This is a genomic window from Citrobacter rodentium NBRC 105723 = DSM 16636 (assembly GCF_021278985.1).
Classification (GTDB): domain Bacteria; phylum Pseudomonadota; class Gammaproteobacteria; order Enterobacterales; family Enterobacteriaceae; genus Citrobacter_A; species Citrobacter_A rodentium.
The window spans coordinates 3,861,957-3,887,858 of sequence record NZ_CP082833.1; the positions used below are offsets into that span (position 1 = coordinate 3,861,957).

At 53.4% G+C, this 25,902-nt stretch carries 20 protein-coding genes and 3 pseudogenes; 16 read left to right on the plus strand and 7 right to left on the minus strand.

The annotated features are described in order from the left end of the window. The first annotated feature begins 97 nt into the window (after window positions 1-97). Complete coding sequence (locus K7R23_RS18320; RefSeq protein WP_012905880.1) at window positions 98-2,050, plus strand: hypothetical protein; 1,953 nt, start codon at window positions 98-100, stop codon at window positions 2,048-2,050. A 121-nt stretch (window positions 2,051-2,171) separates the two neighbouring features. Here K7R23_RS18320 and K7R23_RS18325 read toward each other — a convergent pair whose 3' ends face one another. After that, on the minus strand, window positions 2,172-3,491 hold the full coding sequence (locus K7R23_RS18325) for an MFS transporter (protein ID WP_012905879.1): 1,320 nt from the start codon (window positions 3,489-3,491) through the stop codon (window positions 2,172-2,174). Between the two features lie 393 nt (window positions 3,492-3,884). On the opposite strand from K7R23_RS18325, the gene K7R23_RS18330 reads away from it, so the two are divergent. Both K7R23_RS18330 and aldA read left to right on the plus strand, forming a co-directional pair. Next, entirely contained in the window at window positions 3,885-4,676 is a 792-nt protein-coding gene (locus tag K7R23_RS18330; protein WP_012905878.1) for a YdcF family protein, read from the plus strand. Window positions 4,677-4,876: 200 nt separating this feature from the next. Then, window positions 4,877-6,316: an aldehyde dehydrogenase gene (gene aldA, locus K7R23_RS18335; RefSeq protein ID WP_012905877.1), complete on the plus strand. Its 1,440-nt coding sequence runs from the start codon at window positions 4,877-4,879 to the stop codon at window positions 6,314-6,316. A gap of 56 nt (window positions 6,317-6,372) precedes the next feature. Here aldA and gap read toward each other — a convergent pair whose 3' ends face one another. Beyond that, a complete protein-coding gene (gene gap, locus K7R23_RS18340) occupies window positions 6,373-7,374 on the minus strand; it encodes a type I glyceraldehyde-3-phosphate dehydrogenase (protein WP_012905876.1) in 1,002 nt (333 codons plus the stop codon). A gap of 190 nt (window positions 7,375-7,564) precedes the next feature. Here gap and cybB point away from each other — a divergent pair, with 190 nt between their 5' ends. Then, the gene (cybB, locus tag K7R23_RS18345; protein WP_012905875.1) at window positions 7,565-8,092 is read left to right on the plus strand and encodes a cytochrome b561; all 528 of its coding nucleotides are present in this window, start codon (window positions 7,565-7,567) and stop codon (window positions 8,090-8,092) included. A 610-nt stretch (window positions 8,093-8,702) separates the two neighbouring features. Here the strand turns inward: cybB and K7R23_RS18350 are convergent. Further along, window positions 8,703-9,663: pseudogene (locus K7R23_RS18350) on the minus strand (lipid A deacylase LpxR family protein). 177 nt (window positions 9,664-9,840) lie between these two features. On the opposite strand from K7R23_RS18350, the gene K7R23_RS18355 reads away from it, so the two are divergent. From K7R23_RS18355 to K7R23_RS18370, 4 genes and pseudogenes are all read left to right on the plus strand, one after another. Continuing rightward, window positions 9,841-10,557, plus strand: coding sequence for a hypothetical protein (locus tag K7R23_RS18355; protein WP_012905874.1), 717 nt, complete (start codon window positions 9,841-9,843; stop codon window positions 10,555-10,557). A gap of 79 nt (window positions 10,558-10,636) precedes the next feature. Beyond that, a pseudogene (locus K7R23_RS18360) lies at window positions 10,637-10,723 on the plus strand (metal/formaldehyde-sensitive transcriptional repressor); the annotation flags it as partial. A gap of 56 nt (window positions 10,724-10,779) precedes the next feature. Next, window positions 10,780-11,898 carry an S-(hydroxymethyl)glutathione dehydrogenase/class III alcohol dehydrogenase gene (locus K7R23_RS18365; protein ID WP_012905873.1) on the plus strand — a complete coding sequence of 373 codons (1,119 nt, stop codon included), beginning with the start codon at window positions 10,780-10,782 and terminating at the stop codon, window positions 11,896-11,898. Window positions 11,899-12,062: 164 nt separating this feature from the next. Beyond that, window positions 12,063-13,736 (plus strand): methyl-accepting chemotaxis protein, encoded by a 1,674-nt coding sequence (locus K7R23_RS18370; protein WP_012905872.1) that lies wholly within the window; start codon window positions 12,063-12,065, stop codon window positions 13,734-13,736. Between the two features lie 82 nt (window positions 13,737-13,818). On the opposite strand, the gene K7R23_RS18375 is transcribed toward K7R23_RS18370, so the two are convergent. The 3 genes from K7R23_RS18375 to pcaH all read right to left on the minus strand — a co-directional run bounded on the left by K7R23_RS18375 (window position 13,819) and on the right by pcaH (window position 16,304). Further along, on the minus strand, window positions 13,819-14,742 hold the full coding sequence (locus K7R23_RS18375; RefSeq protein ID WP_012905871.1) for a LysR substrate-binding domain-containing protein: 924 nt from the start codon (window positions 14,740-14,742) through the stop codon (window positions 13,819-13,821). 204 nt (window positions 14,743-14,946) lie between these two features. Continuing rightward, window positions 14,947-15,567, minus strand: coding sequence for a protocatechuate 3,4-dioxygenase subunit alpha (gene pcaG, locus K7R23_RS18380; RefSeq protein WP_012905870.1), 621 nt, complete (start codon window positions 15,565-15,567; stop codon window positions 14,947-14,949). Then, window positions 15,564-16,304, minus strand: a complete 741-nt coding sequence (gene pcaH / locus K7R23_RS18385) for a protocatechuate 3,4-dioxygenase subunit beta (RefSeq protein WP_012905869.1) — start codon at window positions 16,302-16,304, stop codon at window positions 15,564-15,566. The genes pcaG and pcaH overlap by 4 nt, the downstream gene beginning before the upstream one ends. Window positions 16,305-16,541: 237 nt before the next feature. Between pcaH and hglS the strand changes: the two genes are divergently transcribed. The 5 genes from hglS (at window position 16,542) to rimL (ending at window position 22,396) form a co-directional block, all read left to right on the plus strand. Next, the gene (gene hglS, locus K7R23_RS18390; RefSeq protein WP_012905868.1) at window positions 16,542-17,885 is read left to right on the plus strand and encodes a 2-oxoadipate dioxygenase/decarboxylase HglS; all 1,344 of its coding nucleotides are present in this window, start codon (window positions 16,542-16,544) and stop codon (window positions 17,883-17,885) included. A gap of 45 nt (window positions 17,886-17,930) precedes the next feature. After that, a complete protein-coding gene (locus K7R23_RS18395) occupies window positions 17,931-19,439 on the plus strand; it encodes a carboxylesterase/lipase family protein (RefSeq protein ID WP_012905867.1) in 1,509 nt (502 codons plus the stop codon). A gap of 219 nt (window positions 19,440-19,658) precedes the next feature. Beyond that, window positions 19,659-21,314 (plus strand): glucan biosynthesis protein D, encoded by a 1,656-nt coding sequence (locus tag K7R23_RS18400; protein WP_024132669.1) that lies wholly within the window; start codon window positions 19,659-19,661, stop codon window positions 21,312-21,314. Window positions 21,315-21,476: 162 nt separating this feature from the next. Continuing rightward, window positions 21,477-21,704, plus strand: coding sequence for an HP1242/YdcH family protein (locus K7R23_RS18405; protein WP_012905865.1), 228 nt, complete (start codon window positions 21,477-21,479; stop codon window positions 21,702-21,704). A 137-nt stretch (window positions 21,705-21,841) separates the two neighbouring features. After that, window positions 21,842-22,396, plus strand: coding sequence for a 50S ribosomal protein L7/L12-serine acetyltransferase (gene rimL, locus K7R23_RS18410; protein WP_024132668.1), 555 nt, complete (start codon window positions 21,842-21,844; stop codon window positions 22,394-22,396). On the opposite strand, the gene ydcK is transcribed toward rimL, so the two are convergent. Next, entirely contained in the window at window positions 22,379-23,359 is a 981-nt protein-coding gene (gene ydcK, locus K7R23_RS18415; RefSeq protein WP_012905863.1) for a YdcK family protein, read from the minus strand. The two genes, rimL and ydcK, sit on opposite strands and share 18 nt — an antisense overlap. A 113-nt stretch (window positions 23,360-23,472) precedes the next feature. On the opposite strand from ydcK, the gene tehA reads away from it, so the two are divergent. The 3 genes and pseudogenes from tehA to K7R23_RS18430 all read left to right on the plus strand — a co-directional run bounded on the left by tehA (window position 23,473) and on the right by K7R23_RS18430 (window position 25,892). Beyond that, a complete protein-coding gene (gene tehA / locus K7R23_RS18420) occupies window positions 23,473-24,471 on the plus strand; it encodes a dicarboxylate transporter/tellurite-resistance protein TehA (protein ID WP_012905862.1) in 999 nt (332 codons plus the stop codon). A 2-nt stretch (window positions 24,472-24,473) separates the two neighbouring features. After that, entirely contained in the window at window positions 24,474-25,070 is a 597-nt protein-coding gene (gene tehB / locus K7R23_RS18425; RefSeq protein ID WP_012905861.1) for a tellurite resistance methyltransferase TehB, read from the plus strand. 154 nt (window positions 25,071-25,224) lie between these two features. After that, a pseudogene (locus K7R23_RS18430) lies at window positions 25,225-25,892 on the plus strand (DUF3313 domain-containing protein). Window positions 25,893-25,902 lie beyond the last annotated feature (10 nt).

Below are 25,902 nucleotides of genomic sequence, written 5' to 3' on the forward strand. Positions count from 1 at the left end.
CGGCAGCAATACCCGTTAAGCAGTTGTGGTAAGATAGTTTTTCGCTATCCGCATGGTCTGAATAATAATTTACAAGAGCAGAATAAAGGAAAAATTTATGTTTAAAAGGATGTTGTTGTGCTCATTATTGTTCAGTCATTTCTCGCTGGCTGAAATGTTGTATCTGGATAAAGACATGAAGTTAAGTAACGATTCAGAAGCAGCCTGGTATAAAATGGAGACGGTGAAAGAGGAGTCAGGGGGGAGATGGAAGTTTACGTTGACAAGAAAAAACGGCGCGCGCGTTTCGTCCGGCCACCTTGTTGATCTGCATGCGGATTTTCTCTTTGCAGCCAAAAATTTGCGCGGCGAATTTATCGATTACGATAGTGGACGCAGGGTTAAGGTCGTTAAAAATTTTGACGACAGCGGAAAGGTAAATGGAGCCGTTTACGAATATGCTTATTCTGAATATGATGGTAAATATACTGAACGGTTAGCAAGGATTTATCACTACGTCAGCGCATACGAGTCGGTGGATGACAAAATCATAAATTCTGATGGTTCCTCGTTAGTGTTTGTGAGAGACAAAAATGACGAGGTGATCGGAACAAACCATTATGACAAGAATAATAAACTTAAAAAAAACACCTACCATAAAATAATCAAGGGCATTGATTATGAAATTTCCGAAGAGTATGGTGAAGATAGTCAACTGAAAAATATTATTAAAAATTATCATATTAAAAAGGAAGGGGCGTTATGGGGTTACACGGAGCGTTTTGATGCACAAAACCATCTGCTAACCCAAAAAGTGGCTGATTATCAGCATGAACCTGCATCTGTAATAACATATGGGGCAGATCAGCAGGTTCTGGAACGCCACATCTTTTCTCATTATAACCGTATGAAACTGCATGAATTCTTTGACGCTGACGGTCATTTAATAAAGCGTGATAATATTGATGAAGACGGTCGCCAACAGGGATTGCATATTTTCGAACTCGATGGTGAAACTATTGCACATAATTATAAAGACGGCAAACTGGACGGTCTTTCAACAATAACGCGAAAAGGCCGCATTGTTTCAATGCAATATTTTAAGCAAGGGAAGTTGGTGAGTAACGGGTATCGCACAATATTTTTTACGGGGGCGGATAGCCGGAGCACGGAGCAGATCAAAAATATCTACTTTTTTGAATACAATGAGCAATCTGAGTTAATAAGCGACTATAACGTGGGGGCAGAGTATATTCGCTGGAATGACAACGGTGAACCTATACTCGCAAATGAAGCGATCGCGCATAGCGCTCCAGCGTTAACGCCAGATGTTATGTCACTGTACAGCTATGGCGGCAAAGATCATTTTCTGCCGCTGATGTTAGAAAGCGTCGATAAAGATGTCGCTGTCTATAACTTACCGGATCAAAAGGTGAATGTTCAGCTCTCCACCCAATCGGTAGTGAATCCGGATCGGCTAGGAGAGGTCAGAAACCTGCTTTTTCCCCTCACCCTGGGGAAAATCTGGAAAGATGAGTGGGAAATGCCGGTGGAGATGAAAGGCGAACTGCCATGGCGCTACCATTACCAGGGAAAATCGACCAGCAAGGTGATCGGGCTGGAAAAAATTACCGTCGCCGCCGGGGAGTATGACGCCTTTGTCATACAGCGCGTAACGAAATGGACGAAAAGTCACCCTGTATCGCAAAATCCGTCACTGCGCGGACTTACCTGTCAGGTCAAAGAGTGTACGTTGGCTGGCTATAATCAGACCTTTTTCTGGTATGCGCCGCAGCTGGGAAGTATTGTGCTGAAAGCTGTCGAAGAGAGTGAAAATCCGCTGTTACTGGCTGAATCATCAGCGAAAATTCTGGCAGCGAGACATGCAGTGATCATTGAACTGGTTTACCAGGGCACGAAGCCGGCTGACGTTGACCTGCCGCCGACCAAATATGCCTCTCTTTCTGACGCCACCGATCAGGGGATTGTCGGTCACGTATTCAGGCCTAACAACAGCTGGGAATATATGATGGCGGGGGATATATCGGTCACGACGCGTTTACCCTGGTAAAATGCCGCGGTTAACTGCCAGGCTGGCGTAGCGGTCCGCCGATCGTATAGGGAGTAAACCCACGGCGCCGGGGAATTCACCTGCGCAAGCAGTGGCGGCGCTCGTGGGTTTGCACTGAAACTTACAGTTCGTTTGGCTGCGCGTTAACGGCAGGGACGCGCTTTACGCGGCTCGCAAAGAAGATGGCGATCAGGGAGATAACGACGGTGACGATCAGATACCCGGCGACCGGCACCCAGTCGCCGTCATATTTCGCCAGCAGACCCGTTGCTATCAGCGGAGCGGTGCCGCCCGCCAGCGCCGCGCCAATCTGGTAGCCCAGGGTTATCCCGGTGTAGCGAACGTTGGCGCTGAAAATCTCCGAACAGAGCGTTCCCAGTACCGCCGTGACGGGGGCCCACAGCAGACCGAACATCACCACTGTCGCCAGCATAATTCCCCATGTGGTGCCGGTATTGAGCAGCAGAAACCACGGTACGATAAATAGCCCGAGCAGGCAGACACTGACGGCATACATGCGTTTGCGGCCCACTTTATCGGACAGCAGACCCATCAGCGGGATCATCACCGTCGCCACCAGCGCGCCGATGGTGACGGCCTCCAGCGCCTGCGACTTCTGGTAGGTCAGGGTGGTGGTGGCATAACTGACCACAAAGGTCGAGAAAATATAGAATGGCGCGGTTTCGACCACTTTGAGTCCGGCAGCGATCAGGACTTCCCGCCAGTGATGGGTTAACGTATCGCGCAGCGGCGCTTTCGCGACCTGACCCGACTGCTTCACCTTCTGAAAATCGGGCGTTTCGTCAATATCGCGGCGGATCCACAGTCCCAGTAGCACCAGTACTGAACTGAGCAGGAACGGGATGCGCCACCCCCATGACAGAAAATCTTCTTCGCTGAACAGCGTCATCAGCGACACGATAAAGGTCGCCATCAGCATACCAATCGTCACTCCGGCCTGCGGAATGCTACCAAAAAAGCCCTTACGTTTTTCCGGCGCGTATTCATAGGCCAGCAGCAGCGCGCCGCCCCATTCGCCGCCAATGCCCATTCCCTGAATAATACGCATCAGGATCAGCAAAACCGGAGCCCAGATGCCGATCATCTCGTAGGTTGGCAGCAGGCCAATCATCACCGTCGCGCCGCCCATCAGCGAGAGGGTTAATACCAGCGTTTTTTTCCGGCCAATCCGATCGCCAATGTGAGCAAAAATCACGCCGCCGATAGGGCGAATAAAAAAGGTCAGAGAAAAAGAGAGATACGAGAGGATAAGCCCGATAACCGGGTCGACCATTGGAAAGAAAATTTTGTTGAAAACCAGGGCGGCGGCGGTGCCGTACAGGAAGTAATCGAACCACTCGATCGCACTGCCGGTCAGGCTGGCGACGAGGACCTTTTTATTTTTTTTCAGGATCACGGCGCTACTTTCATGGGTTGTCATAGGATTCAGAACCTCGGCCAGAGAGCATAAAAGGTTTCACCCGACAGCAAAAAAAAGGTGCAACCCGCAAAGTTAATAAATTGTGAAATTGTTAAGCAGGCTAGGTATTTTGGTAACATTTGACAAGGGGCACGCAAGAAAGAAAAAGGAAAAAGAGCGCCGTAAGGCAGGCGAATTTTCTGTTTAAACAGAATTTATGACGTCAATGATTTATTAAACCCCTTAAAAACAGGATAATACCCAGGTGCAACCGGCCACTTTTTAGACGTTTCTGGTTATTTCATAAACATGACAAAAAAGCGCCGAAATATGAATCGTCTTCCTTTCAGAGAGATCCACTACTTATCTCGCGCTGGTGCGGTACTCTGCTGGGAAAAGAGGAGGAGCCAAACAATGCAACCTTTCCTGAAACTTTCTGACGCCTCCGTTGAGGCGATTAACACCGTGGGGCAGTGGCTGGCGCAGGATGATTTTCACGGCGAGACGGCTTATCCCGCTGACTGTGTCGTGCTGGCGGGCAATGCGGTGATCCCGACAATCGACGCCGCCTGCCGGATAGCCCATGAACAGCGCATCCCGCTGCTTATTAGCGGTGGGATTGGTCATTCGACAACCTTTCTGTATGCCGCCATCGCGCAACACCCGCGCTATAACACCATTCGCACCACCGGGCGGGCTGAAGCTTCTATTCTCGGCGATATCGCTCGCCAGTTCTGGCAGATTCCGGCGGATAAAATCTGGCTGGATGAGCACTCGACTAACTGCGGTGAGAATGCCCGCTTCAGCGCGAAAATCATCGCCGGGGCCGCGGAGCCGATTAACACGGCGATTGTGGTGCAGGACCCGACAATGCAACGGCGTACCGTGGCGACTTTCCGAAGAGTCACTCGTGACGACCCGGATGCCCCGCGCTGGCTGAGCCATCCCGGCTTCACGCCGCGCCTGCGCCAGCAGGAAGAGGGACCTGCGCTGGAGAATGCGGGAGAAGGGGTGTGGAGCCTTGAGCGCTACCTGGCGTTAGTCGCGGGTGAGATCCCGCGTTTGCGTAATGATGAAACGGGGTATGGCCCCTGCGGGCGCGACTTCATTGTGCATGTGGATTTCCCCCCTGAAGTGGACGCCGCGTGGCGGATACTGCAACAGGATGCCGCGCTGAATGCCGTTATTAACCATCGCTCGTTATGATCAACGCTGCCCGTTTGGCGCGCTTTTTCCCCAAACGGGCAAAACCTCATTGCTGGAAAAACCTGTTCTCTGCCTTCGCTGCGGGTCTTTTATGAAGTAGTTCACAGAATTACAAGCCGGGTTGGGCTGCCTGCGATATGATTGTTTTTAATTAACAATATTTTCACCTGTTAAAAACATTTCAGTCACAGGAGCAGCGCATGTCAGTACCCGTACAACATCCTATGTATATCGACGGACAGTTTGTGACCTGGCACGGAGAGAACTGGATTGACGTTATCAATCCGGCCACCGAAGAGGTGATATCCCGTATTCCCGATGGTCGCGCCGAGGATGCGCGTAAGGCGATTGAGGCCGCAGAGCGCGCGCAGACGGGCTGGGAAGCGCTGCCGGCAATCGAGCGGGCCGGGTGGCTACGCAAAATCGCTGCCGGTATCCGTGAACGCGCCAGCGAAATCAGCGCGTTAATCGTTGCCGAGGGCGGCAAAATTCAGCAGCTGGCCGAGGTCGAAGTTTCATTTACCGCCGATTACATGGACTATATGGCGGAATGGGCGCGCCGCTACGAAGGCGAAATTCTGCAAAGCGACCGTCCCGGTGAAAACATTCTGCTGTTTAAGCGCGCGCTGGGGGTGACTACCGGCATCCTGCCGTGGAACTTCCCGTTCTTCCTGATTGCCCGCAAACTTGCGCCCGCACTGCTGACCGGCAATACCATCGTTATTAAGCCGAGTGAATTCACGCCGAATAACGCCATTGCCTTTGCCAAAATCGTCGATGAGATCGGTTTACCGCGCGGCGTGTTTAACCTGGTGCTCGGGCGCGGCGAGACGGTCGGCCAGGAGCTGGCGGGGAACCCCAAAGTCGCTATGGTCAGCATGACCGGTAGCGTGGCGGCGGGGGAAAAAATTATGGCTACCGCGGCGAAAAACATCACCAAAGTGTGCCTGGAGCTGGGCGGCAAAGCGCCGGCCATTGTCATGGATGATGCGGATCTCGAACTGGCGGTAAAAGCCATCGTGGATTCCCGCGTTATCAACAGCGGACAGGTCTGTAACTGCGCCGAACGCGTATACGTGCAAAAAGGGATTTACGATCGCTTTGTGAACCGTCTTGGCGAAGCGATGAAAGCGGTGGAATTCGGTAATCCGGCGGAGCGCAGCGATATCGCGATGGGGCCGCTGATCAACGCCGCAGCGCTGGAGCGCGTTGAGCAGAAGGTCGCGCGGGCGGTACAGGAGGGGGCCAGAGTGGCGCTCGGTGGTAAAGCGGCAGAGGGGAAAGGCTATTTTTACCCGCCGACGCTGCTGCTGGATGTCCGCCAGGAGATGGCGATTATGCACGAAGAAACCTTTGGCCCGGTGCTGCCGGTGGTGGCCTTTGACACGCTGGAGGAGGCGATTGCGATGGCAAACGACAGTGACTACGGTCTGACGTCATCCATCTACACGCAGAACCTTAACGTGGCCATGAAAGCGATCAAGGGGCTGAAGTTTGGCGAGACCTACATCAACCGCGAAAACTTCGAAGCGATGCAGGGCTTCCACGCGGGCTGGCGTAAGTCGGGCATCGGCGGGGCGGACGGTAAGCATGGCCTGAATGAGTATCTGCAAACGCAGGTGGTTTATCTGCAATCATAAAAAATGGCCGGGTAGCGACGGCGCTCGCCCGGCCTGTTTTCATCCTCGCCGCAGAGTTAAAGCTTAACCAATTTTTCCAGCGTCCGGACGAGCTGGGTGACGAATCCGTACTCGTTGTCATACCAGGCTACGGTTTTCACCAGCTGCAGATCGCCGACCTCAGTGATTTCCGTTTGCGTGGCGTCAAACACAGAGCCGAAGTGAGAGCCGATAACGTCAGATGAGACAATATCTTCGTCGGTATAACCAAAAGATTCATTGTCACGGGTGGCCTGCTTCAGCGCGTTATTTACCTCTTCGGCCGTGACTTTTTTATTCAGAATCGAGACCAGTTCAGTGACGGAGCCGGTTTTCACCGGTACGCGCTGGGCGTGGCCTTTCAGTTTGCCGCTGAGTTCCGGGATCACCAGACCAATGGCTTTTGCCGCGCCGGTGGTATGCGGGATGATATTTTCCGCTGCCGCCCGCGAGGCCCGCAGATCCTTGCCGCGCGGGCCGTCGATCAGAGACTGTGTGCCGGTGTAGGCGTGAATGGTCGTCATGGTGCCTGCCTGAATACCAAAGCTGTCGTGCAGCGCTTTCGCCATCGGCGCCAGGCAGTTGGTGGTGCAGGACGCTACCGAGACAATCACGTCGCTGGCGTCAAGGGTGTCATCGTTGACGTTAAACACGATGGTTTTCATTTTGCCCGCCGGAGCGGAGATCAACACTTTTTTCGCCCCCGCATCGATATGCGCCTGTGATTTCTCTTGCGAGGTGTAGAAGCCGGTGCATTCAATAATGATTTCCGCCCCTTTGGCTTTCCACGGAATATTTCTGGCCTCTTTTTCCGCGTACACGGCGATCTCTTTGCCGTCGACAATAAGCGCATCTTCGGTAAAGTCGACGCTCCACGGGAAGGGACCGTAGTTGGAATCATGCTTCAGCAAATAAGCGAGGATCTTCGGCGAGGTAAGATCGTTAATCGCGACGACATCGACGTCGCTTTTGACTTCCAGTAAACGACGCAGGACCAGACGACCAATACGACCAAAACCGTTAATGCCAATTTTACTCATGGTTTACTCCTGTCAGGATGTTGCAGTGCGTTTTATTTTTCCTTTCCAGGCATAGTCCACTCTGGCTGAGTGAGCAATGACCGTCGCTCTCCCAAAACCTAACCCCCTGAAAACTGATGAACAAAAGTTAATGAATTTTTAACAAAAGCCCGCTATGTTGGCGTTTTAGCGTTGTTAATCAGGAAAAGTTATGGGCAATAAGTATTCGGGCCTGCAGATTAGCATTCACTGGTTGGTGTTTCTGCTGGTGATTGTGGCCTATTGTGCGATGGAGTTCAGGGGACTATTCCCGCGTAGCTATCGTCCGGCGATTAATATGATCCATGTGTCATGCGGGATCGGCGTACTGGCGCTGATGCTGGCGCGGCTGGTTGTTCGTCTGAAGTTTCCGGCGCCGCCGATTGTACCGAAGCCTAAGCCGATGATGACCGGCCTGGCGCATCTCGGGCATCTGGTGATTTATCTGTTATTTATTGCGCTGCCGGTGATTGGCCTGGTGATGATGTACAACCGCGGCAACCCGTGGATAGCGTTTGGCATAGTAATGCCGCATGCCGCTGAAGCAAACGTCGGACTTGTGCATACGCTGAAGTCCTGGCACATCACGCTGGCCAATCTCGGTTATTTTGTCATTGCCTTACACGCGGCGGCAGCCTTGTTGCACCATTATTTCTGGAAAGACAATACGCTGCTGCGCATGATGCCGCGTAAGCGTTAAATGAAGGACGCAAGTAGTCGGATGCGCGGGGATTGCTCTCCACGCATCCGGTTGCGGCGGGAGATAATGTGGGCCCTGTCTGAGGGGGAAAAGTCTGTTTTCATGCTTTGCCATATAAATTATCAATAATCTATTTTTATGCTCTTATTAGATAATTAAATAATACTTAATTTTATTGTTAGTGTTTTTCTATTGACTCTGGTTTTTAGGGTGTACTAATTTAAAAGTTCCATAACTTAAAAAGAGTGTCTGTTGCTGACGCCAGCATGATGCTTGCAGGGACTTTGAGTGCATTTCAGGGAAACCATCGGTATGTTAAATAAAGTGTTACGCTACCTTTCATCTGTAAAATTAACAATACAACAGGTATTTATACTTGCAATAGCATTGATTAACACAGGCTGCCTGGGGGTGGCTATGTTGGTTTATTTAATCATGATGGATGATTTTTAATATTATTGGCTGGCTTGAACCTTTATTTATCGAATTCTTTAGCAATTATTGTTAAGAACGATTGTTTAAATGTGCAATTTAGTGGGATGCACAATGTGCTGGACACCACTTCGTCGTGGCAGTCCAGCTGCAAATTATTTTAAATCAGATGTGACAATCAGAAGATGAACGTCACGGAGCCGTTAACGAAGGAATAATCTTTACCTGTTTTAAACTCAGGCGATACCCGGTTAAGAGACAAGGTGAAGGCAACAGGAGAGTAACCTAAGGTAGCACCGATACGATACTCATCGACGGTGTGGTTCATCGAGACGGTTTCCTTATTAGTCTGCAACGTTTTACCCTGCAAGGTATAGTTGCGATCGACTTCACGTCGTTCCATTCCGGCAAAGATTTTGTACAGTAAACCATCTTTCTTCGACGTGTGGATTAATCCCCGAGTTGCAAGCAGACCAAATCCATTATCTGAATTAAAAATTTTATCATTCCCAATGGCAACCGTTGCACCGTATCCAATGTACTCGAACAGATTTCCACTCACAGCAGATATTTCTGGATAAATACCGACATTTGTTCCCAGTACATCCACATTAGGATGTGAAAGAAAGCGTACCTTTAACCGTGTAGCCGTAGCGGTTTTCGATTTGATCATCCCATGCCTGATACTTTTCAGCATGAATAATCTCATGGGCTTTATTCTGGACCTTTTGGCCGCCTGCATCTGGCCCTATTACTCCGAAGTCAGTACCCAGGCGATAGCGAACCCAGTTATTGGCTACAGAGTTCCATTCAACCCCTGTGTGCAGATATGCGCTAAAGGCTCTGTCTCCCGTTACGGCTGTTGCCCCCCTTTTATTAGCGCCTGAAGGTGAGTAAATATCTTGCGCGGCATGAAGCGAGAGTTGACTTGAATCTGTGACGTCATGACTGTAACCCAGGAACAGCCCCTGAGTATAATCATCGCGAACTTCATCTTTATGACTATAAATTTTATTCAGTGCTGGTTGAAAAAAACCAGCATCATCATTAGCCAGTGATAATGCTATGCTGTCTGCCTGAGCAACAGGTATCATCAAAACCGCAGCGCACATAACCATGCTGGTTAACGATCTCTGCATAATTATCCTCCTGAAAATTAACAGTCTATTATTCATCAATTAGATATGACGTAGCGTATTGATTAACTTAAATTAAACAGCATTTATTTTGCAATGAAATAAGTTGATTGTTTTATTTTTTTATCATTATGGATGTTTAATGTGTGGTAAAAATAGCGTTTTCACAGAGGGATGGATATGAATAGTCATTCGCTTTTGAAAAACTCTTCTGTACTGATTGCCTATATGGGTTGTCTTGGGTGGGGAAGCGCATATTTTTACGGATGGGGCATTTCATTTTACTACGGTTTCCCCTGGTGGATGGTCAGTGCGGGAGTGGATGATGTTGCCAGGAGTTTGTTTTATGCGGTTATGGTGATGGGGGGATTCCTTTTTGGCTGGGGCATCGGTCTGGCATTCTTCTTTGCAATAAAAAGAAAAAATACAATGCAGGATTTAAATATACTTCGTCTTTATCTCGCGGTTCTATTATTGTTTGCACCAATAATTATTGAGTTTTCTATATTAAAACAGCACTTCCAGACCCGTCTTTTGCTTTTGTCGGCGATGATTGCTTTGATCGTTACGGTTGCAATAAGGTTTTATGGGCATCTTTTTTCTGTGTTCTATTTTTCACAACAGCCCATTGTCAGAAAGCATAACCTTGAGCTGATCATGGCTTTTTTTGTGGCGTATTTTTGGTTTTTTTCATTCCTGACCGGCTATTACAAACCGCAACTCAAAAAAGAATATGAAATGATTATTCATAAAAATAGTGGGTATTATGTTCTGGCTCGTTATGATAACTGCCTTGTCTTGTCAAAAACCTTTAAGGCGGGGAGTCAAAGGTTCATCGTTTTCCGCCCCGAGCAGAACAGTAGCTTTGAGGTTAACGTTGTTCGGACCCGGCTCTAATCAATTTAATAAAAATATTATTTTTACAATGAGTTATTAAAATTGATAGCATATCCTCCGGCGTTTCCGGTAGAGGGTAATACCACATTCACCCGAAGATGAAAAATGTATACTGACCCGCGTCCGGCGTATCCGGGGGCAGGTTGAGGCCCTGAAATCGGCCATCTTCTTCGCGCTTATCTACAATAACCCCATCACCTCGCAATAAAAGGGAAGAGAGATATGAAATCACGTGCAGCAGTTGCGTTTGGCCCCGGCCAGCCGCTCAAAATTGTTGAAATTGACGTCGCTCCGCCAAAAAAAGGCGAAGTTCTGGTCAAAATCACCCATACCGGCGTGTGTCATACCGATGCCTTTACGCTCTCTGGCGACGATCCGGAAGGGGTATTTCCGGCGGTGCTGGGACATGAAGGCGGCGGCGTCGTGGTTGAAGTCGGCGAAGGCGTCACCAGCCTGCAGCCTGGCGATCACGTTATCCCGCTGTATACCGCCGAGTGCGGCGAGTGCAAATTCTGTAAATCCGGCAAAACCAACCTCTGCCAGGCGGTACGCGCCACTCAGGGTAAAGGTCTGATGCCGGATGGCACCACCCGTTTTTCCTATAACGGCGAACCCGTTTATCACTACATGGGCACCAGTACCTTCAGCGAATACACCGTTTGCGCCGAAATCTCTCTGGCGAAGGTTAATCCGCAAGCGCCGCTGGATAAAGTTTGCCTGCTGGGCTGCGGCGTGACTACCGGTATCGGCGCAGTGCATAACACGGCGAAGGTAAAAGAAGGTGATACGGTTGCGGTGTTTGGACTTGGCGGCATTGGCCTTGCGGTAATCCAGGGAGCGGTGCAGGCGAAGGCGGGACGTATCATCGCCGTTGATACCAACCCGGAGAAGTTTAAACTGGCGGGCGAAATGGGCGCGACGGATTTCATCAATCCGCAGGATCACGACAAGCCTATTCAGGATGTGATTGTTGAGCTGACCGATGGGGGCGTCGATTTTAGCTTCGAATGTATCGGTAACGTCAACGTCATGCGCGCCGCGCTGGAGTGCTGCCATAAAGGCTGGGGTGAGAGCATCATCATCGGCGTGGCCGGTGCGGGACAGGAAATTAAGACCCGTCCGTTCCAGCTGGTGACGGGCCGCGTCTGGCGTGGTTCAGCTTTCGGCGGCGTAAAAGGGCGTAGCCAGCTGCCGGGGATGGTGGAAGAGGCCATGACCGGTAAGATCCAACTGGACCCGTTTATTACCCATCGTCTGCCGCTTGAACAAATTAACGAAGCGTTTGACCTGATGCATGAGGGGAAATCCATTCGCACCGTTATCCATTTCGGCGATAACTGATCCCTCCGCCAGCGGCGATCCCGCTGGCGCTTTTCTTTCCTTAACTTAAATGTTGTCAAAATGTGATGAAGGCGGCGCTTTTAGCGGTAAGTAAAACGCCCGTTATGCCGATGACTATCTCACGGGCGTGAATACGCATAAATCCAATAAGAGAGTCGACGGTCATGGACAACACATCATCGATGCAGGCGCCAGCTAAGCTGGGCTTTTTGCATCATATCAGGCTGGTTCCGCTGTTTTTCTCCATTCTCGGTGGCATCCTTTTGCTGTTTGCACTGAGCGCCGGTCTGGCGGGCTATTTTCTTATGCAGGCCGATCGCGATCAGCGCGACGTCACCGATGAAATCCAGATACGTATGGGGTTATCGAATAGTTCTAACCATCTGCGTACTGCCCGAATCAATATGATCCACGCGGGCGCCGCCAGCCGCATTGCGGAAATGAATGATGTAAAAGCAAATATTGCCGCAGCGGAAAAGCGTATGAAGCAATCCGAAGAGGGATTCAATGCCTACATGGCGCGGGCGGTAAAAACGCCCGCTGATGAGGCGCTGGATGCCGAGCTGCAGCAGCGTTACAAAGCGTACCTTGCCGGCCTGCAGCCGATGCTGAAATACGCCCAAAACGGCATGTTTGAGGCCATCATTAATCATGAAAGCGAGCAGGCCAGGCTACTGGATAACGGCTACAACAGCGTGCTGCTGAAGGCCATTCAGATTCGCATGGCGCGCGCTAACCAGCTAAGCGAACAGGCGCATCAGCGTACACAACTGGGGATGATGTTCATGACCGGCGCCTTTGGACTGGCTCTGCTGCTAACGCTGATGACCTTTATGGTGATACGTCGCATCGTTATTCGTCCGCTGCAACACGCTGCCCTGCGCATTGAGCAAATCGCCGCAGGCGACCTCACCATGCCGGATGAGCCGACCGGGCGCAGCGAGATTGGCCGTCTGAGCCGCCATCTGCAACAGATGCAGCATTCGCTGGTGAAAACCGTAGGAAGCGTGCGCCAGGGCGCGGAAGAGATTTACCGCGGCACCAGCGAAATTTCCGCTGGCAACACCGATCTCTCTTCCCGTACCGAAGAGCAGGCCGCGGCAATCGAACAGACGGCGGCCAGCATGGAAGAGTTAACCGCGACGGTGAAACAGAACGCCGATAACGCGCATCACGCCAGCAAACTGGCGGAAGATGCCTCCGGCAAAGCCAGCCGCGGCGGGCAGATGGTTTCCGGCGTGGTGCAGACGATGGGCAATATTTCCGCCAGTTCGAAGAAGATCTCTGAAATCACGGCGGTGATTAACAGCATCGCTTTCCAGACCAATATCCTGGCGCTGAACGCCGCGGTTGAAGCCGCGCGCGCAGGCGAGCAGGGACGCGGCTTCGCCGTGGTCGCCAGCGAAGTTCGCACGCTGGCCAGTCGCAGCGCCCAGGCGGCGAAAGAGATTGAAGGTTTGATCAGCGAATCCGTACGCCTTATCGATCAGGGGTCTGGCGAAGTGGTGGCAGCCGGTAACACCATGACCGATATTGTCGATGCGGTAAAACGGGTGACCGATATTATGCTGGAAATCGCTGCGGCCTCGGATGAGCAGAGTCGCGGCATTGTACAGGTAAGCCAGGCCATATCCGAGATGGATAAAGTGACCCAGCAGAACGCCTCGCTGGTACAGGAAGCGTCAGCCGCCGCCGCATCGCTGGAAGAGCAGGCCGCGAGACTGACCGAGGCCGTCGGCGCGTTTCGTTTGCAGGGCGGCAGCGCCGCGAAGCGTACGGCGCGACAGCCTGAAGTAAAGCCGGTAGCCGTCAGCGGCGATAGCTGGGAAACCTTCTGAAAGTAATCAGATTGCGTCATCCGGCGATTTTGCCGGATGGCGGCATGTAATGCCTTATCCGGCCTGTATGCAAACCTGCATTTTATAACGGCATGGATTTGCGGATGGCGGCAATCAACGTTTGCGCGCCGACAGAGAGTGACGCATCCACGCGGGTCAGAATGCCGATGGGTTCGCCTGCGCCCTGGGTGGGGACGGGCAGCGACACCAGCGTCGCCTGGCGTAAATCCTCTTTTACCGCGCCGGACGGCACAAACCAGACGTAGTCATAATCTACGGTGAGCTGACGAGACAGCGACGCGGAAAGTGTTTCAATACAGCCCGCGGGCAATTTGCAGCTCTGGCTCTGTAGCAACGCCTCGGCATTCTGTCGGGGCACGGTCCCTTTTGGCGACACCACGACCGGCCACTCCATCACCCGACTGAGGGTGACGTTTTCCTGCAGCAAAGGGTGTCCGGGGCGAACGACCAGCTTTAATGATTCCAGAAACAACAGCTCATAGTTCAGGCCGCTCATCAGCTCCGGGTCAGACATTCGTCCTATGCCAATATCAATCTCCGCAGACTTCAGCCCCGCCAGCAGCATGGTGTTATTCATGGTGGCAACCTGTAGCGTCGTCTCTTTTTGCTGCTGATGAAACTGGCCGATGACCGCGGGAAGAATACCGAGCGCGGCGGTAGGTAGCGCGCCGATTCTTACCACATCATTACTGAGGCCCTCTTTGCGGTTCAGCGCCTGACCGGCGTTATTCAGCGCATCCAGCACCTTTACCGCATGGGTCAGAAACTGTTCGCCGGGGAGAGTCAGTTGCGCGCCAAGCCGTCCGCGTTCAAAAAGACGCGTACCGGTTAGCTGCTCCAGCTCATTCAGCGTCTTGGAGAGCGCTGGCTGGCTGAGGTTAAGGGTTTCGGCTGCGCGCCCCAGGGTTCCTTGCTGAGCGACAGCGACAAAAGTATGAAGGTGGCGCAACCGAATGCGCTGACTGAACAGACTATTTTTTTCCATAAGCGATGTTAAAAACAGAGTCGTGCCGGTGACAAGTAATGTTATTTGTTTTTGATAACTTGATTGCAAAATATAATTAACATTTAACTCATTTAAGTAACAGCACTTTCTCGATCAATCGAGGGAGAGTCCATCGTGCGGGCAGCGCAATTCAGCCCGCGAAGTCTGCGAATGAACGAGGGCTGAAGCCTCAGCCCGCCTTGCTCAGAGGTCAAAAAAGACCGTTTCTTTTTCCCCTTGCAGATGAATATCGAAGAGATAGACCGTTTCGTCGCCACGCTGTTCGCGCCGGGCAAACAGCGTCTGACGACGGACTTCCCACTCGATCAGGTTCAGCACCGGGTCGCGCTGGTTAGCCTCCTGCTCATCGGCAAAATAGAGGCGGGTGTTAAGGCCGATATTGATTCCCCGGGCGACAATCCACAGGTTAACGTGCGGCGCCATCACTCTGCCGTCGCGCCCGACGACGCATCCCGGTTTGATGGTTTCGAAACGCCACACGCCCGTGTCGAAGTCTGAACAGGTGCGTCCCCAGCCGCGAAAATCCGCATCCAGCTTCTTCTCTTCCTGCCGGTCCGCCGGATGGTTATAGCGACCGTGGGCATTGGCCTGCCAGATCTCCAGCAGCACGTCGCGAACCGGGGTGCCGGAACCGTCAATGACCCGACCTTCAATCACGATCCGTTCACCTTCGGTGTGGCTGTTGGTCAGCGTGGAGCTGAAATTTTTCTCAAAAATGTGGAAGCCTGCGGCATCCGGCGCAAGGCCGATATGCACATACGGTCCCGCGGTTTGTGAAGCGGTTTCCTGCAGATAGTCTTTCATCGTGCGGCCCCCTGAGTGCGGTTTTCAAATAAGGTAGCGCGTTGTCCGCGCAGCACCAGATCGAAGCGATACGCCAGGCAGTCCAGCGGTATGGCGGCATGGGTATCCAGTTCGGCGATCAGCGTGCGAATGGCGTCGTCGTTATTGATGGTCTTGACGATAGGGCACTGCTTAATCAGCGGATCGCCTTCAAAATACATCTGGGTGATCAGTCGCTGAGCGAAGGCATCGCCTGACAGCGAAAAATGGATATGCGAGGGCCGCCAGTCGCTGGCCTGATTGCGCCACGGGTAGGGACCGGGCTTGATGGTGCGGAAAAAATAGTAGCCGTTCTCATCGGTCAACACACGTCCGCAACCGCCAAAGTTGGGATCGATAGGCGCCAGGTATTGATCTTTTTTATGGCGATAGCGGCCACCCGCGTTCGCCTGCCAGACTTCGACCAGCGTATTTTTCATCGGACGACCAAAGCCGTCGCGCACATAGCCGTGGACAATGATGCGCTCACCGATCGGCAGGCCGTCTTTGGCGTAATTCATGATCAGGTCATTATCCAGCGGCCCGAGATCGTCGCTGCTGAACACCGGTCCGGTTATTTCTGATAATGAGTTTTGCAAAGAGATCAGGGCATTGCGCGGTGAGCGCAGGACGCTGGTTTTGTACCCCGGGGCGAAAGCCGGCGGGTGGCTGTTATAGTCGCGATGGATGACCTCGCGAGCAGGCGTGTGCTTATGCATAATGAACTCCGGTACAGGTAAGAGAATTATTATTTTTCTGTCGCCTGAAGGAGTTTGTGTAAATACAATGTTAATTAAAAGTGAATTTATGCCGATTATTTCATAACCAATCGCTATAGTTGCGCACAGGGGCCTGTCAGAGTGATTTTCGGTTCGATCACAATTTGTAAATTCTTCCCCCCGGAACGAGCGGCCTTTCCTACACTCCAGGTAACATTCACTGGAGACAATGACATTATGGCGAACACCATCACGGCAGATGAGATTCGGGAACACTTTTCGCAGGCAATGTCAGCAATGTACCAGCAGGAAGTTCCGCAATACGGCACGCTGCTCGAGCTTGTCGCTGACGTGAATCTGGCGGTGCTGGAAAACAACCCCACACTGCATGAAAAGCTGGTCAATGCGGATGAGCTGGCGCGGCTTAACCTCGAGCGCCACGGCGCAATCCGCGTTGGCACGCCAGAGGAACTGGCCACGCTGCGACGGATGTTTGCGATTATGGGGATGTTGCCGGTCAGCTATTACGATCTTTCCCAGGCGGGGGTGCCGGTGCATTCAACCGCGTTTCGTCCCGTCGACGACGCTTCGCTGTCGCGAAATCCTTTCCGGGTGTTCACCTCATTGCTTCGCCCGGAACTGATTGAAAACCCGGCGCTGCGCCAGCGCGCCGCAGAGATCCTTGCCCGGCGCGATATATTCACTCCGCGCTGTCGGGAGCTACTCGACGTCTGGGATGAGCAGGGGGGCTTCACTGCCGCCCAGGCGCAGGAGTTTGTTGCCCAGGCGCTGGAGACGTTCCGCTGGCATCGCCACGCCACCGTTGATGAACAAACTTATCAGGCGCTGCACAATGAACACCGCCTGATAGCCGACGTAGTCTGTTTCCCCGGCTGTCATATTAATCATCTCACGCCGCGCACGCTGGATATCGATCGGGTGCAGGCGATGATGCCGGAGCGCGGTATCGAACCCAAAATTCTGATTGAGGGGCCGCCGCGCCGCGACGTGCCGATTCTGCTGCGTCAGACCAGCTTCAAAGCGCTGGAGGAGCCAGTGCTCTTTGCCGGAGAAATGCAGGGCACCCACAGCGCGCGCTTCGGCGAGATTGAACAGCGGGGCGTGGCGCTGACGCTAAAAGGGCGCCAGCTGTATGACGAATTGTTGCAGCGGGCGGGCACCGGGAAAGACAATCTGATGCATCAGCTGCATTTGCAGGAGGTTTTTAAAGACTTCCCCGACAGCGAATTCCTGCTGCGCCAGCAGGGGCTGGCCTGGTTCCGCTACCGGCTGACGCCGACGGGCGAGGCGCACCGGACGGCGATCCATCCGGGCGACGATCCGCAGCCGTACATTGAGCGCGGGTGGGTAGTTGCGCAGCCCATCATCTACGAGGATTTTCTGCCCGTCAGCGCGGCGGGGATTTTCCAGTCCAATCTGGGCAATGAAACCCAGTCGCGCAGCCACGGTAACGCCAGCCGCGAGGCGTTTGAGCAGGCGCTCGGATGCCCGGTGCTGGATGAATTTACCCTGTATCAGGAGGCGGAGGAGCGTAGCAAACGGCGTTGCGGCCTGCTTTAATCAAGGTATGCTGTAGGGATTTGCAATTAACGGATAAACATGGACATGGTCAATCCCGGCACTCCCCTGATTCACACCGCCCAGGGCAAACGGATGGGCGTTGTAGAGGAAAACATCCATATCTGGCGCGGTATTCCTTATGCCGCGCCGCCGACGGGAGAGCGCCGCTGGCGTTCGCCGCAGCCGGTCGCGCCGTGGTCCGGAATTCGTCAGGCCGATTCCTTTTCCGCCGCCAGTTGGCAGGATATTGAATACTGTAAAGAGCTGGGCGGCGGCGATCCCGGCGCTTTTTCGGAAGACTGCCTGTATCTCAACGTCTGGTCCCCCGCCGGGCGCTCCACACCGCTGCCGGTCATGGTCTGGCTGCACGGCGGCGGTTACACCATCGGCGCCGGTAGCCTGCCGCCCTACGACGGCCTTGCGCTGGCGAAGCGTAACGTGGTGGTGGTCACCGTCAATTATCGTCTTGGTCATCTTGGCTTTTTTGCCCATCCGGCGCTGGAGGGGGAAGAAGACGAATGCGTTAATAACTTCGCTCTGCTTGATCAAATCGCCGCTCTGCGCTGGGTGCGGGAAAATATTGCCGCGTTTGGCGGCGACCCGCAGAACGTGACGCTGTTCGGCGAATCCGCAGGCGCGCGCAGCGTGCTCTCGCTGCTGGCGTCGCCGAAAGGTAAAGGGCTGTTTCACAAAGCTATCGTGCAGAGTGGTTATACGCTGCCGGATACGCCGCGCGAAATCGCCCTTGAAAACGGCGTTGCGCTGGCGGAACACTTCGGTTTACAAAACGCCACGGCTGAACAATTGCGCGCCATCCCGCCCGAGGCGTTCTGGCCGCTGGGCGCGCCGTTTAAAATCGCGCCGACGCCCATCTCCGGCGACGCGGTGTTACCGGAACCGATGCTGGAGGTCTTTTTCGCCGCCAGGCAGCATCCGATGCCGGTGCTGATCGGTTCCAACAGCGACGAAGCAAGCGTGATGGCCGTTTTCGGTGTCGATCTGGCTGAACAAATCCAGAAGCTGCGGCGCGAGCGGCGTTTCGGTCTGGGGCTGATTAAGCTGCTCTATCCCGGCGTAAAAGGGGACGAGGAGCTGGGTCGCCAGGTCTGTCGCGATATGGCCTTTACCGCGCTGGGTTACGTCGTGATGCAGGCGCAGCAGCGGGTGGGCGAACCCTGCTGGCGCTACTGGTTTGATTACGTGGCCGAAGCCGAACACGCCACCTATGCCAACGGCGCATGGCACGGCAATGAGATTCCGTATGTCTTCGACACCCTGACGCTCGCCGAACCTGCGCGCAATTACGTCAACGAAAACGATTTGGCCTTCGCCGCCCACGTTGCCGACTACTGGGTTAACTTTGCCCGTCACGCCAGCCGCGCCTGCGCTATCCTCCACGGCCCGACGCGCTGGCCTGCCTGTATCAAAGGGCGCGATCGTCTGTTGCGTATTGGCCTGAACAAGCGGGCAGGGTTTAAAGTGGAAAACCGGTTTATGCGCGCGCGGCTGGCGCTGTTTAAACGGGTGATGACGCAGCATGTCAGTCTGGATTAATTTTGCAAAACCTGAAGCGAACCGACGGAAGTTTACACCGGAATCAGTCTGTTCCGATCGACACAAAATATTTTCGGTTTTGTGCAGATAATCAGCGGCCAACAATTGGATTATTAATGAAATTTGTCTAGAGTGAGCGGTCAGAATTATGCACCCTCTTGCTGCTGTCGAGCTCCAGCGCGGGATCATTCACGAGACCGGAAGGACTGATTTTCAGGTATGAATCGCAGACGATTTATTAAAGGTTCAATGGCAATGGCCGCCGTGTGCGGCACCAGCGGTATCGCTTCACTTTTCACCCGCGCCGCGTATGCCGCGGAGTCGGATATCGCCGACGGGAAAACCGTCCGGTTTGATTTTTCTGTACTGCAATCAATGGCGCGCGATCTCGCGCAGAAACCGTGGGGCGGCGCGCCTCGTGCGCTGCCGGAGACGCTGGCGAACCTGACGCCGCAGGCTTACAACAGCATTCAGTATGACGCCGCGCAGTCGCTGTGGAACAACGTTGAGGGTCGCCAGCTGGACGCCCAGTTTTTCCACGTCGGGATGGGGTTCCGTCGCCGCGTGCGCATGTTCTCCGTTGATTCCGCCAGCCAGATGGCGCGTGAAATCCACTTCCGCCCGGAGCTGTTTAAATATAACGACGCCGGTGTCGACACTCAGCAACTGGAAGGGCAAACCGATCTCGGATTTGCCGGTTTCCGCATCTTTAAAGCCCCTGAGCTGGCGCGTCGCGATGTGGTGTCATTCCTCGGCGCCAGCTATTTCCGCGCGGTGGACGATACCTATCAGTACGGTTTATCCGCCCGTGGTCTGGCGATTGATACCTACACCGACACGCAGGAAGAGTTTCCGGACTTTACCGCCTTCTGGTTCGATACGGTAAAACCGGGCGCCACCACCTTTACCGTTTACGCGCTGCTGGATAGCCCCAGCATCACCGGCGCCTATAAATTCGTGATTCACTGCGAAAAGAGCCAGGTGGTCATGGACGTCGAAAACCGTCTGTACGCCCGCAAAGACATTAAACAGTTGGGCATTGCGCCGATGACCAGCATGTTCAGCTGCGGTAATAACGAACGCCGCATGTGCGACACCATCCATCCGCAGATCCACGACTCCGACCGGCTGGCGATGTGGCGCGGCAACGGCGAATGGATCTGCCGTTCGCTGAACAATCCACAGAAACTGCAGTTTAACGCCTACATTGATAACAATCCGAAAGGCTTCGGCCTGCTTCAGCTGGACCGCGACTTCAGCCATTATCAGGACGTGATGGGCTGGTATAACAAGCGCCCCAGCCTGTGGGTGGAACCGCGCAACAAATGGGGGAAAGGCGCCATCGCCCTGATGGAGATCCCGACGACCGGCGAAACGCTGGATAACGTGGTCTGCTTCTGGCAGCCGGAAAAGGCCATCAGAGCGGGAGAGGAGCGTGAGTACAAATACCGTTTGTACTGGAGCGCGCAGCCGCCGGTTCGTTCGCCGCTGGCGCGAGTGATGGCGACCCGTACCGGCATGGGCGGTTTCCCGGAAGGCTGGGCGCCGGGCGAGCACTATCCGCAAAAATGGGCGCGTCGTTTTGCTATCGATTTTGTCGGCGGCGATCTTAAAGCGGCCGCGCCGAAAGGCATCGAGCCGGTTATCACGCTTTCCAGCGGCGAAGCGAAGCAGATTGAAATTCTCTATGTCGAACCGTTCGACGGTTATCGCATTCAGTTTGACTGGTATCCAACCTCCGGTTCCACGGACCCGGTGGATATGCGCATGTTCCTGCGCTGTCAAGGGGATGCGATCAGTGAAACCTGGCTGTATCAATACTTCCCGCCCGCGCCGGATAAGCGCAATTACGTCGACGATCGCGTCATGCGTTAATCGCCGGGACGCCCTTTGCGCAGCGGGGGCGTCCACCAGCCAGCCCGAAATATCTGTACACGAACTAAACACGATCCTGTTCGCATTTTTCCCTAAGGCAAATGAGTAAGCTGAAGATGTGTATTTCTTATACACGTGGTTTAACACTAACAGGGAGAGCGTATGTTTCCAGAATACAGAGATCTGATTTCCCGACTGAAAACCGAGAACCCTCGCTTTCTGTCCCTTTTTGAAAAACACAATAACCTTGATCACGAAATTGCCAGGCTGGAAGGTGCCGATGGTCGGGGATACAGTCTCGATATCGTTCGCCTGAAAAAACAGAAACTCCAGTTAAAAGACGATATGCTCAAAATATTGCAAAAAGAGAGCGTCAACGAAGGCCAGTAACCGTGGCTGCGAATGGGTAAAAAAGGGCTTCCCCTGTCCGGGAGGCCCTTCTTGTTTTCAAAGTAACCATTTGCAAAAGCAATAAAAACTCTGTTACACAGAGTACTCGAAAGGTAATGCAATCACAGGGTGCGGAGATGGCGGAAATTATCACGGTAAGCGACGGACTGGAATTACGGGCAGTAAATGAAAGCCACGTCACGCCGTTGCATCAGCTGGTGCGTAAAAACAGCATCTGGCTCCAGCAGTCCTTAAACTGGCCGCAGTTTGTCCACTCTGAAGAGGACACGCGAAAAAGCGTGCAGAGCAATATGCTGCTGCATCAGCGCGGTTACGCCAAAATGTATATGATTTTTGTCGATGACGCGCTGGCGGGCGTTTTGTCCTTTAATCAGATTGAACCGCTGAACAAAGCGGCGTATATCGGCTACTGGCTGGACGAGTCGCATCAGGGGCAGGGCATCATGTCGCGCGCGCTGCAGGGGCTGATTCATCACTACGCAGCACGTGGGGAAGTACGGCGCTTTGTCATCAAATGCCGGGTGGATAATCATGCCAGTAATCAGGTCGCGCAACGCAACGGTTTTGTGCTCGAAGGCTGTCTGAAAGAAGCCGAATTTCTTAATGGCCGCTATGACGACGTCAACCTCTACGCGCGGATTATTGCGACGCCCTCAGAGCGAACCGACTAACGGCGTGCGAGTGATGTGCTGGTCGCCGTTGAACACTTTTGGTCCGCGCAGGTGAATGGCGTCGCCGGGGGCGGCCTCTACGCTGGTCTGGCCGCAGATATCAACGTGATTTTCAATCAGCACTTCACCGACAATACGCGCCTCGCCCTCAATCAGAATATTATCGTCGAGTAAAATCGGTCCGCCGCGCAGCACGGCGCGCCCACCAACCAGCACATGGTGTTTCAGGACGCAGTTGCCTTCCACCGTCGCCTGTTCCGCCACCTGCGAGCTGTAGCGCAGGGTGGGGATCGCATCTTCTTCCATTCCGGCGCTCACCCGCGCCTGGCCATAGACTTTCGCGCAGTCACAAATCCAGACGTTATTTTCGCTGTTACCCTCAATGATGGCGAAATCAAACACTTCAGCCCGGTGCTCAATGAAGGCGTGAGTGACAATGGCGTCGCCGTAAATTTGCGCCTGGTGAGCAATGCGTGAATGAGAGATCGTCGCGCGGTCATAAATTTGCAGCAGCTGGTCACGCTCCACGGTGAGTCCGCGCGCCGCGATAATTTCACTGTGTTGCAGAATGCGCGCATCGCCATAAATGCGACACTCGCCGCAGATAACAGAATGCTGTACGGTGACGTTGTCACTTAATCTGACGCCGTGGCTGAGTTCAGCTTGGTCAATCCAGACGTTATCGCCAATCTGTACCTGGTCACGGATAAGACACGGTTGGGTGAGGCGGGCATTACCGGCGATGACCGTCCCGCCGAAGGCCAGCGAGTTTTGATCGTAAATCCAGCAGTCGCCCTCCTGCGCCAGTACGCTTTCATCATCAACCCAGCCGCCGACGTCACCGGCCTTCACATCACTGAAGTCTGTGAGCGCAATAATCTGGCGGAGCAAAACGTTTTTTTTGGTGCCATTATCCTGATAGCTGAAGGCGCGTTGCGCGTCGCTGAGTCGGTATTTAGGCATGGGGGCATTCCGTTTTATTGGTTTACTATAACCGTAGCAAATTCTGCGCCGCTGGCTAAAAGAGATGAAATTTCATAAAATGCATTTCAAATATACTTTAAAAAATAAACAAAATGAGTAATGGCAAAAGAAGCGATGATGTCCTGAACCTGCCTGCCGGCTACTTCGGCATGGTGCTGGGAACGATTGGAATGGGTTTTGCCTGGCGCTATGCCAGCCAGATCTGGCCCGTAAGCCACTGGGTCGGCGATGGTCTGGTGATCCTCGCGATGGTTATCTGGGGATTGCTGACGCTGGCGTTTTTCAGCCGTCTGCTGCGCTTCCCGCACAGCGTACTGGCGGAAGTTCGCCATCCGATCATGAGCAGTTTCGTCAGCCTGTTTCCGGCCACCACCATGCTGGTAGCGATTGGCTTTGTTCCCTGGTGCCGACCGCTGGCGATGGCGCTGTTCGGCGTCGGCGTGGTGATCCAACTGACCTATGCGGCCTGGCAGACGGCGGGACTGTGGCGCGGCGCACATCCGCAGGAGGCCACCACGCCCGGTCTTTATCTGCCGACCGTGGCCAATAACTTTATCAGCGCGATGGCCTGCGGCGCGCTGGGCTACGCTGATGCCGGACTGGTTTTTCTGGGCGCGGGCGTCTTTTCCTGGCTGAGCCTTGAGCCGGTCATCCTGCAACGCCTGCGCAGCGCCGGAGAATTACCTGCGGCGATGAGAACGTCGCTCGGCATACAGTTGGCCCCGGCGCTGGTAGCCTGTAGCGCCTGGCTTAGCGTCAACGGCGGCGAAGGCGATACGCTGGCGAAAATGCTGTTTGGCTACGGCCTGCTGCAACTGCTGTTTATGCTGCGTCTGATGCCGTGGTATCTCTCACAGCCTTTCAACGCCTCGTTCTGGAGCTTCTCGTTCGGCGTGTCGGCGCTGGCGACAACGGGGCTACACCTTGGACACGCCAGCGGGTCGGGTTTTTTCCACGCACTTGCCGTGCCATTGTTTATCTTTACCAATATTATTATTGCGTTACTGCTGGTACGCACCTTTGTTCTGCTGGTGCAGGGGAAATTGCTCATCCGCACAGCACGCGCGGCTTTACTGAAATCTGAGGAGTAAACATGACCCTTCGTGATGAAAACTATTTCACTGAAAAATACGATTTAACCCGCACGCATTCAGAAGTGCTGGAAGCGGTCCGGGTGATTAAGCCGGGCAAAACGCTGGATTTAGGCTGCGGCAATGGCCGCAACAGTTTATATCTGGCGGCGAATGGCTTTGAGGTGACGGCCTGGGATAAAAACCCGATGAGCATCGCCAACGTTGAGCGCATTAAAGCGGCGGAAGGACTGGAGAACCTGCAAACGAAGGTTGTGGATCTTAACGCGCTGCGCTTTGAGGGCGAGTACGATTTTATCCTCTCCACTGTGGTGCTGATGTTCCTTGAGGCCAACACCATTCCGGGTCTGATCGACAATATGCAGCGCTGCACCAGGCCCGGCGGTTATAACCTGATTGTCGCGGCGATGGATACTGCCGATTTTCCCTGCACCGTCGGCTTTCCGTTTGCCTTCAAAGAAGGGGAGTTGCGCCGTTACTACGCCGGTTGGGAACTGCTGAAATATAACGAAGATGTCGGCGAACTGCATCGCACAGACGCTGACGGCAACCGCATCAAACTGCGTTTCGCCACGCTGTTAGCCCGCAAAACGGCGTAAAGCCATTGGCTGGCAACCCTTTTAACGCACAGCGAAATTTAAGTTAAAAAGCAACGGGTAAAATGTGGTTTGCTTACCATTTTTAGTGCAACCCTAATGATTGCGCTTTGCTATTATTCCACGTGCATATCTGCACTTTTTAAGGGATCGTTTCATGCGTACTCGTACTTTTTTCAACGTTGCTGTGCTTGCAGGGTTACTGGCCTTAACCGGCTGTGCGTCGAAAATCACGCAGCCTGACAAATACTCAGGTTTCTTAAAGACTACTCCAGTCTTAAAGAAACAACGTCCGCGTCAGGGCAGCCGGTGCTGCGTTGGGTGGATCCTGACTACAATGCGGATAACTATGACAGCGTTGTCTGGAATCCTGTGACCTACTATCCGGTTCCCAAACCGAACACTCAGATCGGCCAGAAGGTGCTCGACCAGGTACTGAACTACACTAACACCAAACTGAAAGGCGCTATTGCCCAGCGTAAGCCGCTGGTGACCACACCGGGTCCGCGCAGCCTGATTTTCCGCGGCGCAATCACCGGGGTTGACGCCAGCAAAGAGGGGTTGCAATTTTATGAAGTCGTTCCGGTGGCGCTGTTAGTGGCGGGTACGCAAATGGCGACCGGTCATCGCACAATGGATACCCATCTCTACTTTGAAGGCGAATTAATCGACGCGAAGACCAACAAGCCGGTAGTGAAAGTCGTTCGCCAGGGTGAAGGTAAAGATCTGAGCAACCAGAATACGCCGATGGCGTTCGATAACCTGAAACAGGTCATTGATAACATGGCGACAGATGTCACCATGTTTGAAGTCCGGCAGAAATAACTGCGGCTAT

Bases quoted from the DNA above. Each gene is read 5' to 3' on its own strand.
- K7R23_RS18320 (WP_012905880.1), top strand. From the start codon at position 98: ATGTTTAAAAGGATGTTGTTGTGCTCATTATTGTTCAGTCATTTCTCG.
- K7R23_RS18325 (WP_012905879.1), bottom strand. From the start codon at position 3,491: ATGACAACCCATGAAAGTAGCGCCGTGATCCTGAAAAAAAATAAAAAG.
- K7R23_RS18330 (WP_012905878.1), top strand. From the start codon at position 3,885: ATGCAACCTTTCCTGAAACTTTCTGACGCCTCCGTTGAGGCGATTAAC.
- aldA (WP_012905877.1), top strand. From the start codon at position 4,877: ATGTCAGTACCCGTACAACATCCTATGTATATCGACGGACAGTTTGTG.
- gap (WP_012905876.1), bottom strand. From the start codon at position 7,374: ATGAGTAAAATTGGCATTAACGGTTTTGGTCGTATTGGTCGTCTGGTC.
- cybB (WP_012905875.1), top strand. From the start codon at position 7,565: ATGGGCAATAAGTATTCGGGCCTGCAGATTAGCATTCACTGGTTGGTG.
- K7R23_RS18355 (WP_012905874.1), top strand. From the start codon at position 9,841: ATGAATAGTCATTCGCTTTTGAAAAACTCTTCTGTACTGATTGCCTAT.
- K7R23_RS18365 (WP_012905873.1), top strand. From the start codon at position 10,780: ATGAAATCACGTGCAGCAGTTGCGTTTGGCCCCGGCCAGCCGCTCAAA.
- K7R23_RS18370 (WP_012905872.1), top strand. From the start codon at position 12,063: ATGGACAACACATCATCGATGCAGGCGCCAGCTAAGCTGGGCTTTTTG.
- K7R23_RS18375 (WP_012905871.1), bottom strand. From the start codon at position 14,742: ATGGAAAAAAATAGTCTGTTCAGTCAGCGCATTCGGTTGCGCCACCTT.
- pcaG (WP_012905870.1), bottom strand. From the start codon at position 15,567: ATGAAAGACTATCTGCAGGAAACCGCTTCACAAACCGCGGGACCGTAT.
- pcaH (WP_012905869.1), bottom strand. From the start codon at position 16,304: ATGCATAAGCACACGCCTGCTCGCGAGGTCATCCATCGCGACTATAAC.
- hglS (WP_012905868.1), top strand. From the start codon at position 16,542: ATGGCGAACACCATCACGGCAGATGAGATTCGGGAACACTTTTCGCAG.
- K7R23_RS18395 (WP_012905867.1), top strand. From the start codon at position 17,931: ATGGTCAATCCCGGCACTCCCCTGATTCACACCGCCCAGGGCAAACGG.
- K7R23_RS18400 (WP_024132669.1), top strand. From the start codon at position 19,659: ATGAATCGCAGACGATTTATTAAAGGTTCAATGGCAATGGCCGCCGTG.
- K7R23_RS18405 (WP_012905865.1), top strand. From the start codon at position 21,477: ATGTTTCCAGAATACAGAGATCTGATTTCCCGACTGAAAACCGAGAAC.
- rimL (WP_024132668.1), top strand. From the start codon at position 21,842: ATGGCGGAAATTATCACGGTAAGCGACGGACTGGAATTACGGGCAGTA.
- ydcK (WP_012905863.1), bottom strand. From the start codon at position 23,359: ATGCCTAAATACCGACTCAGCGACGCGCAACGCGCCTTCAGCTATCAG.
- tehA (WP_012905862.1), top strand. From the start codon at position 23,473: ATGAGTAATGGCAAAAGAAGCGATGATGTCCTGAACCTGCCTGCCGGC.
- tehB (WP_012905861.1), top strand. From the start codon at position 24,474: ATGACCCTTCGTGATGAAAACTATTTCACTGAAAAATACGATTTAACC.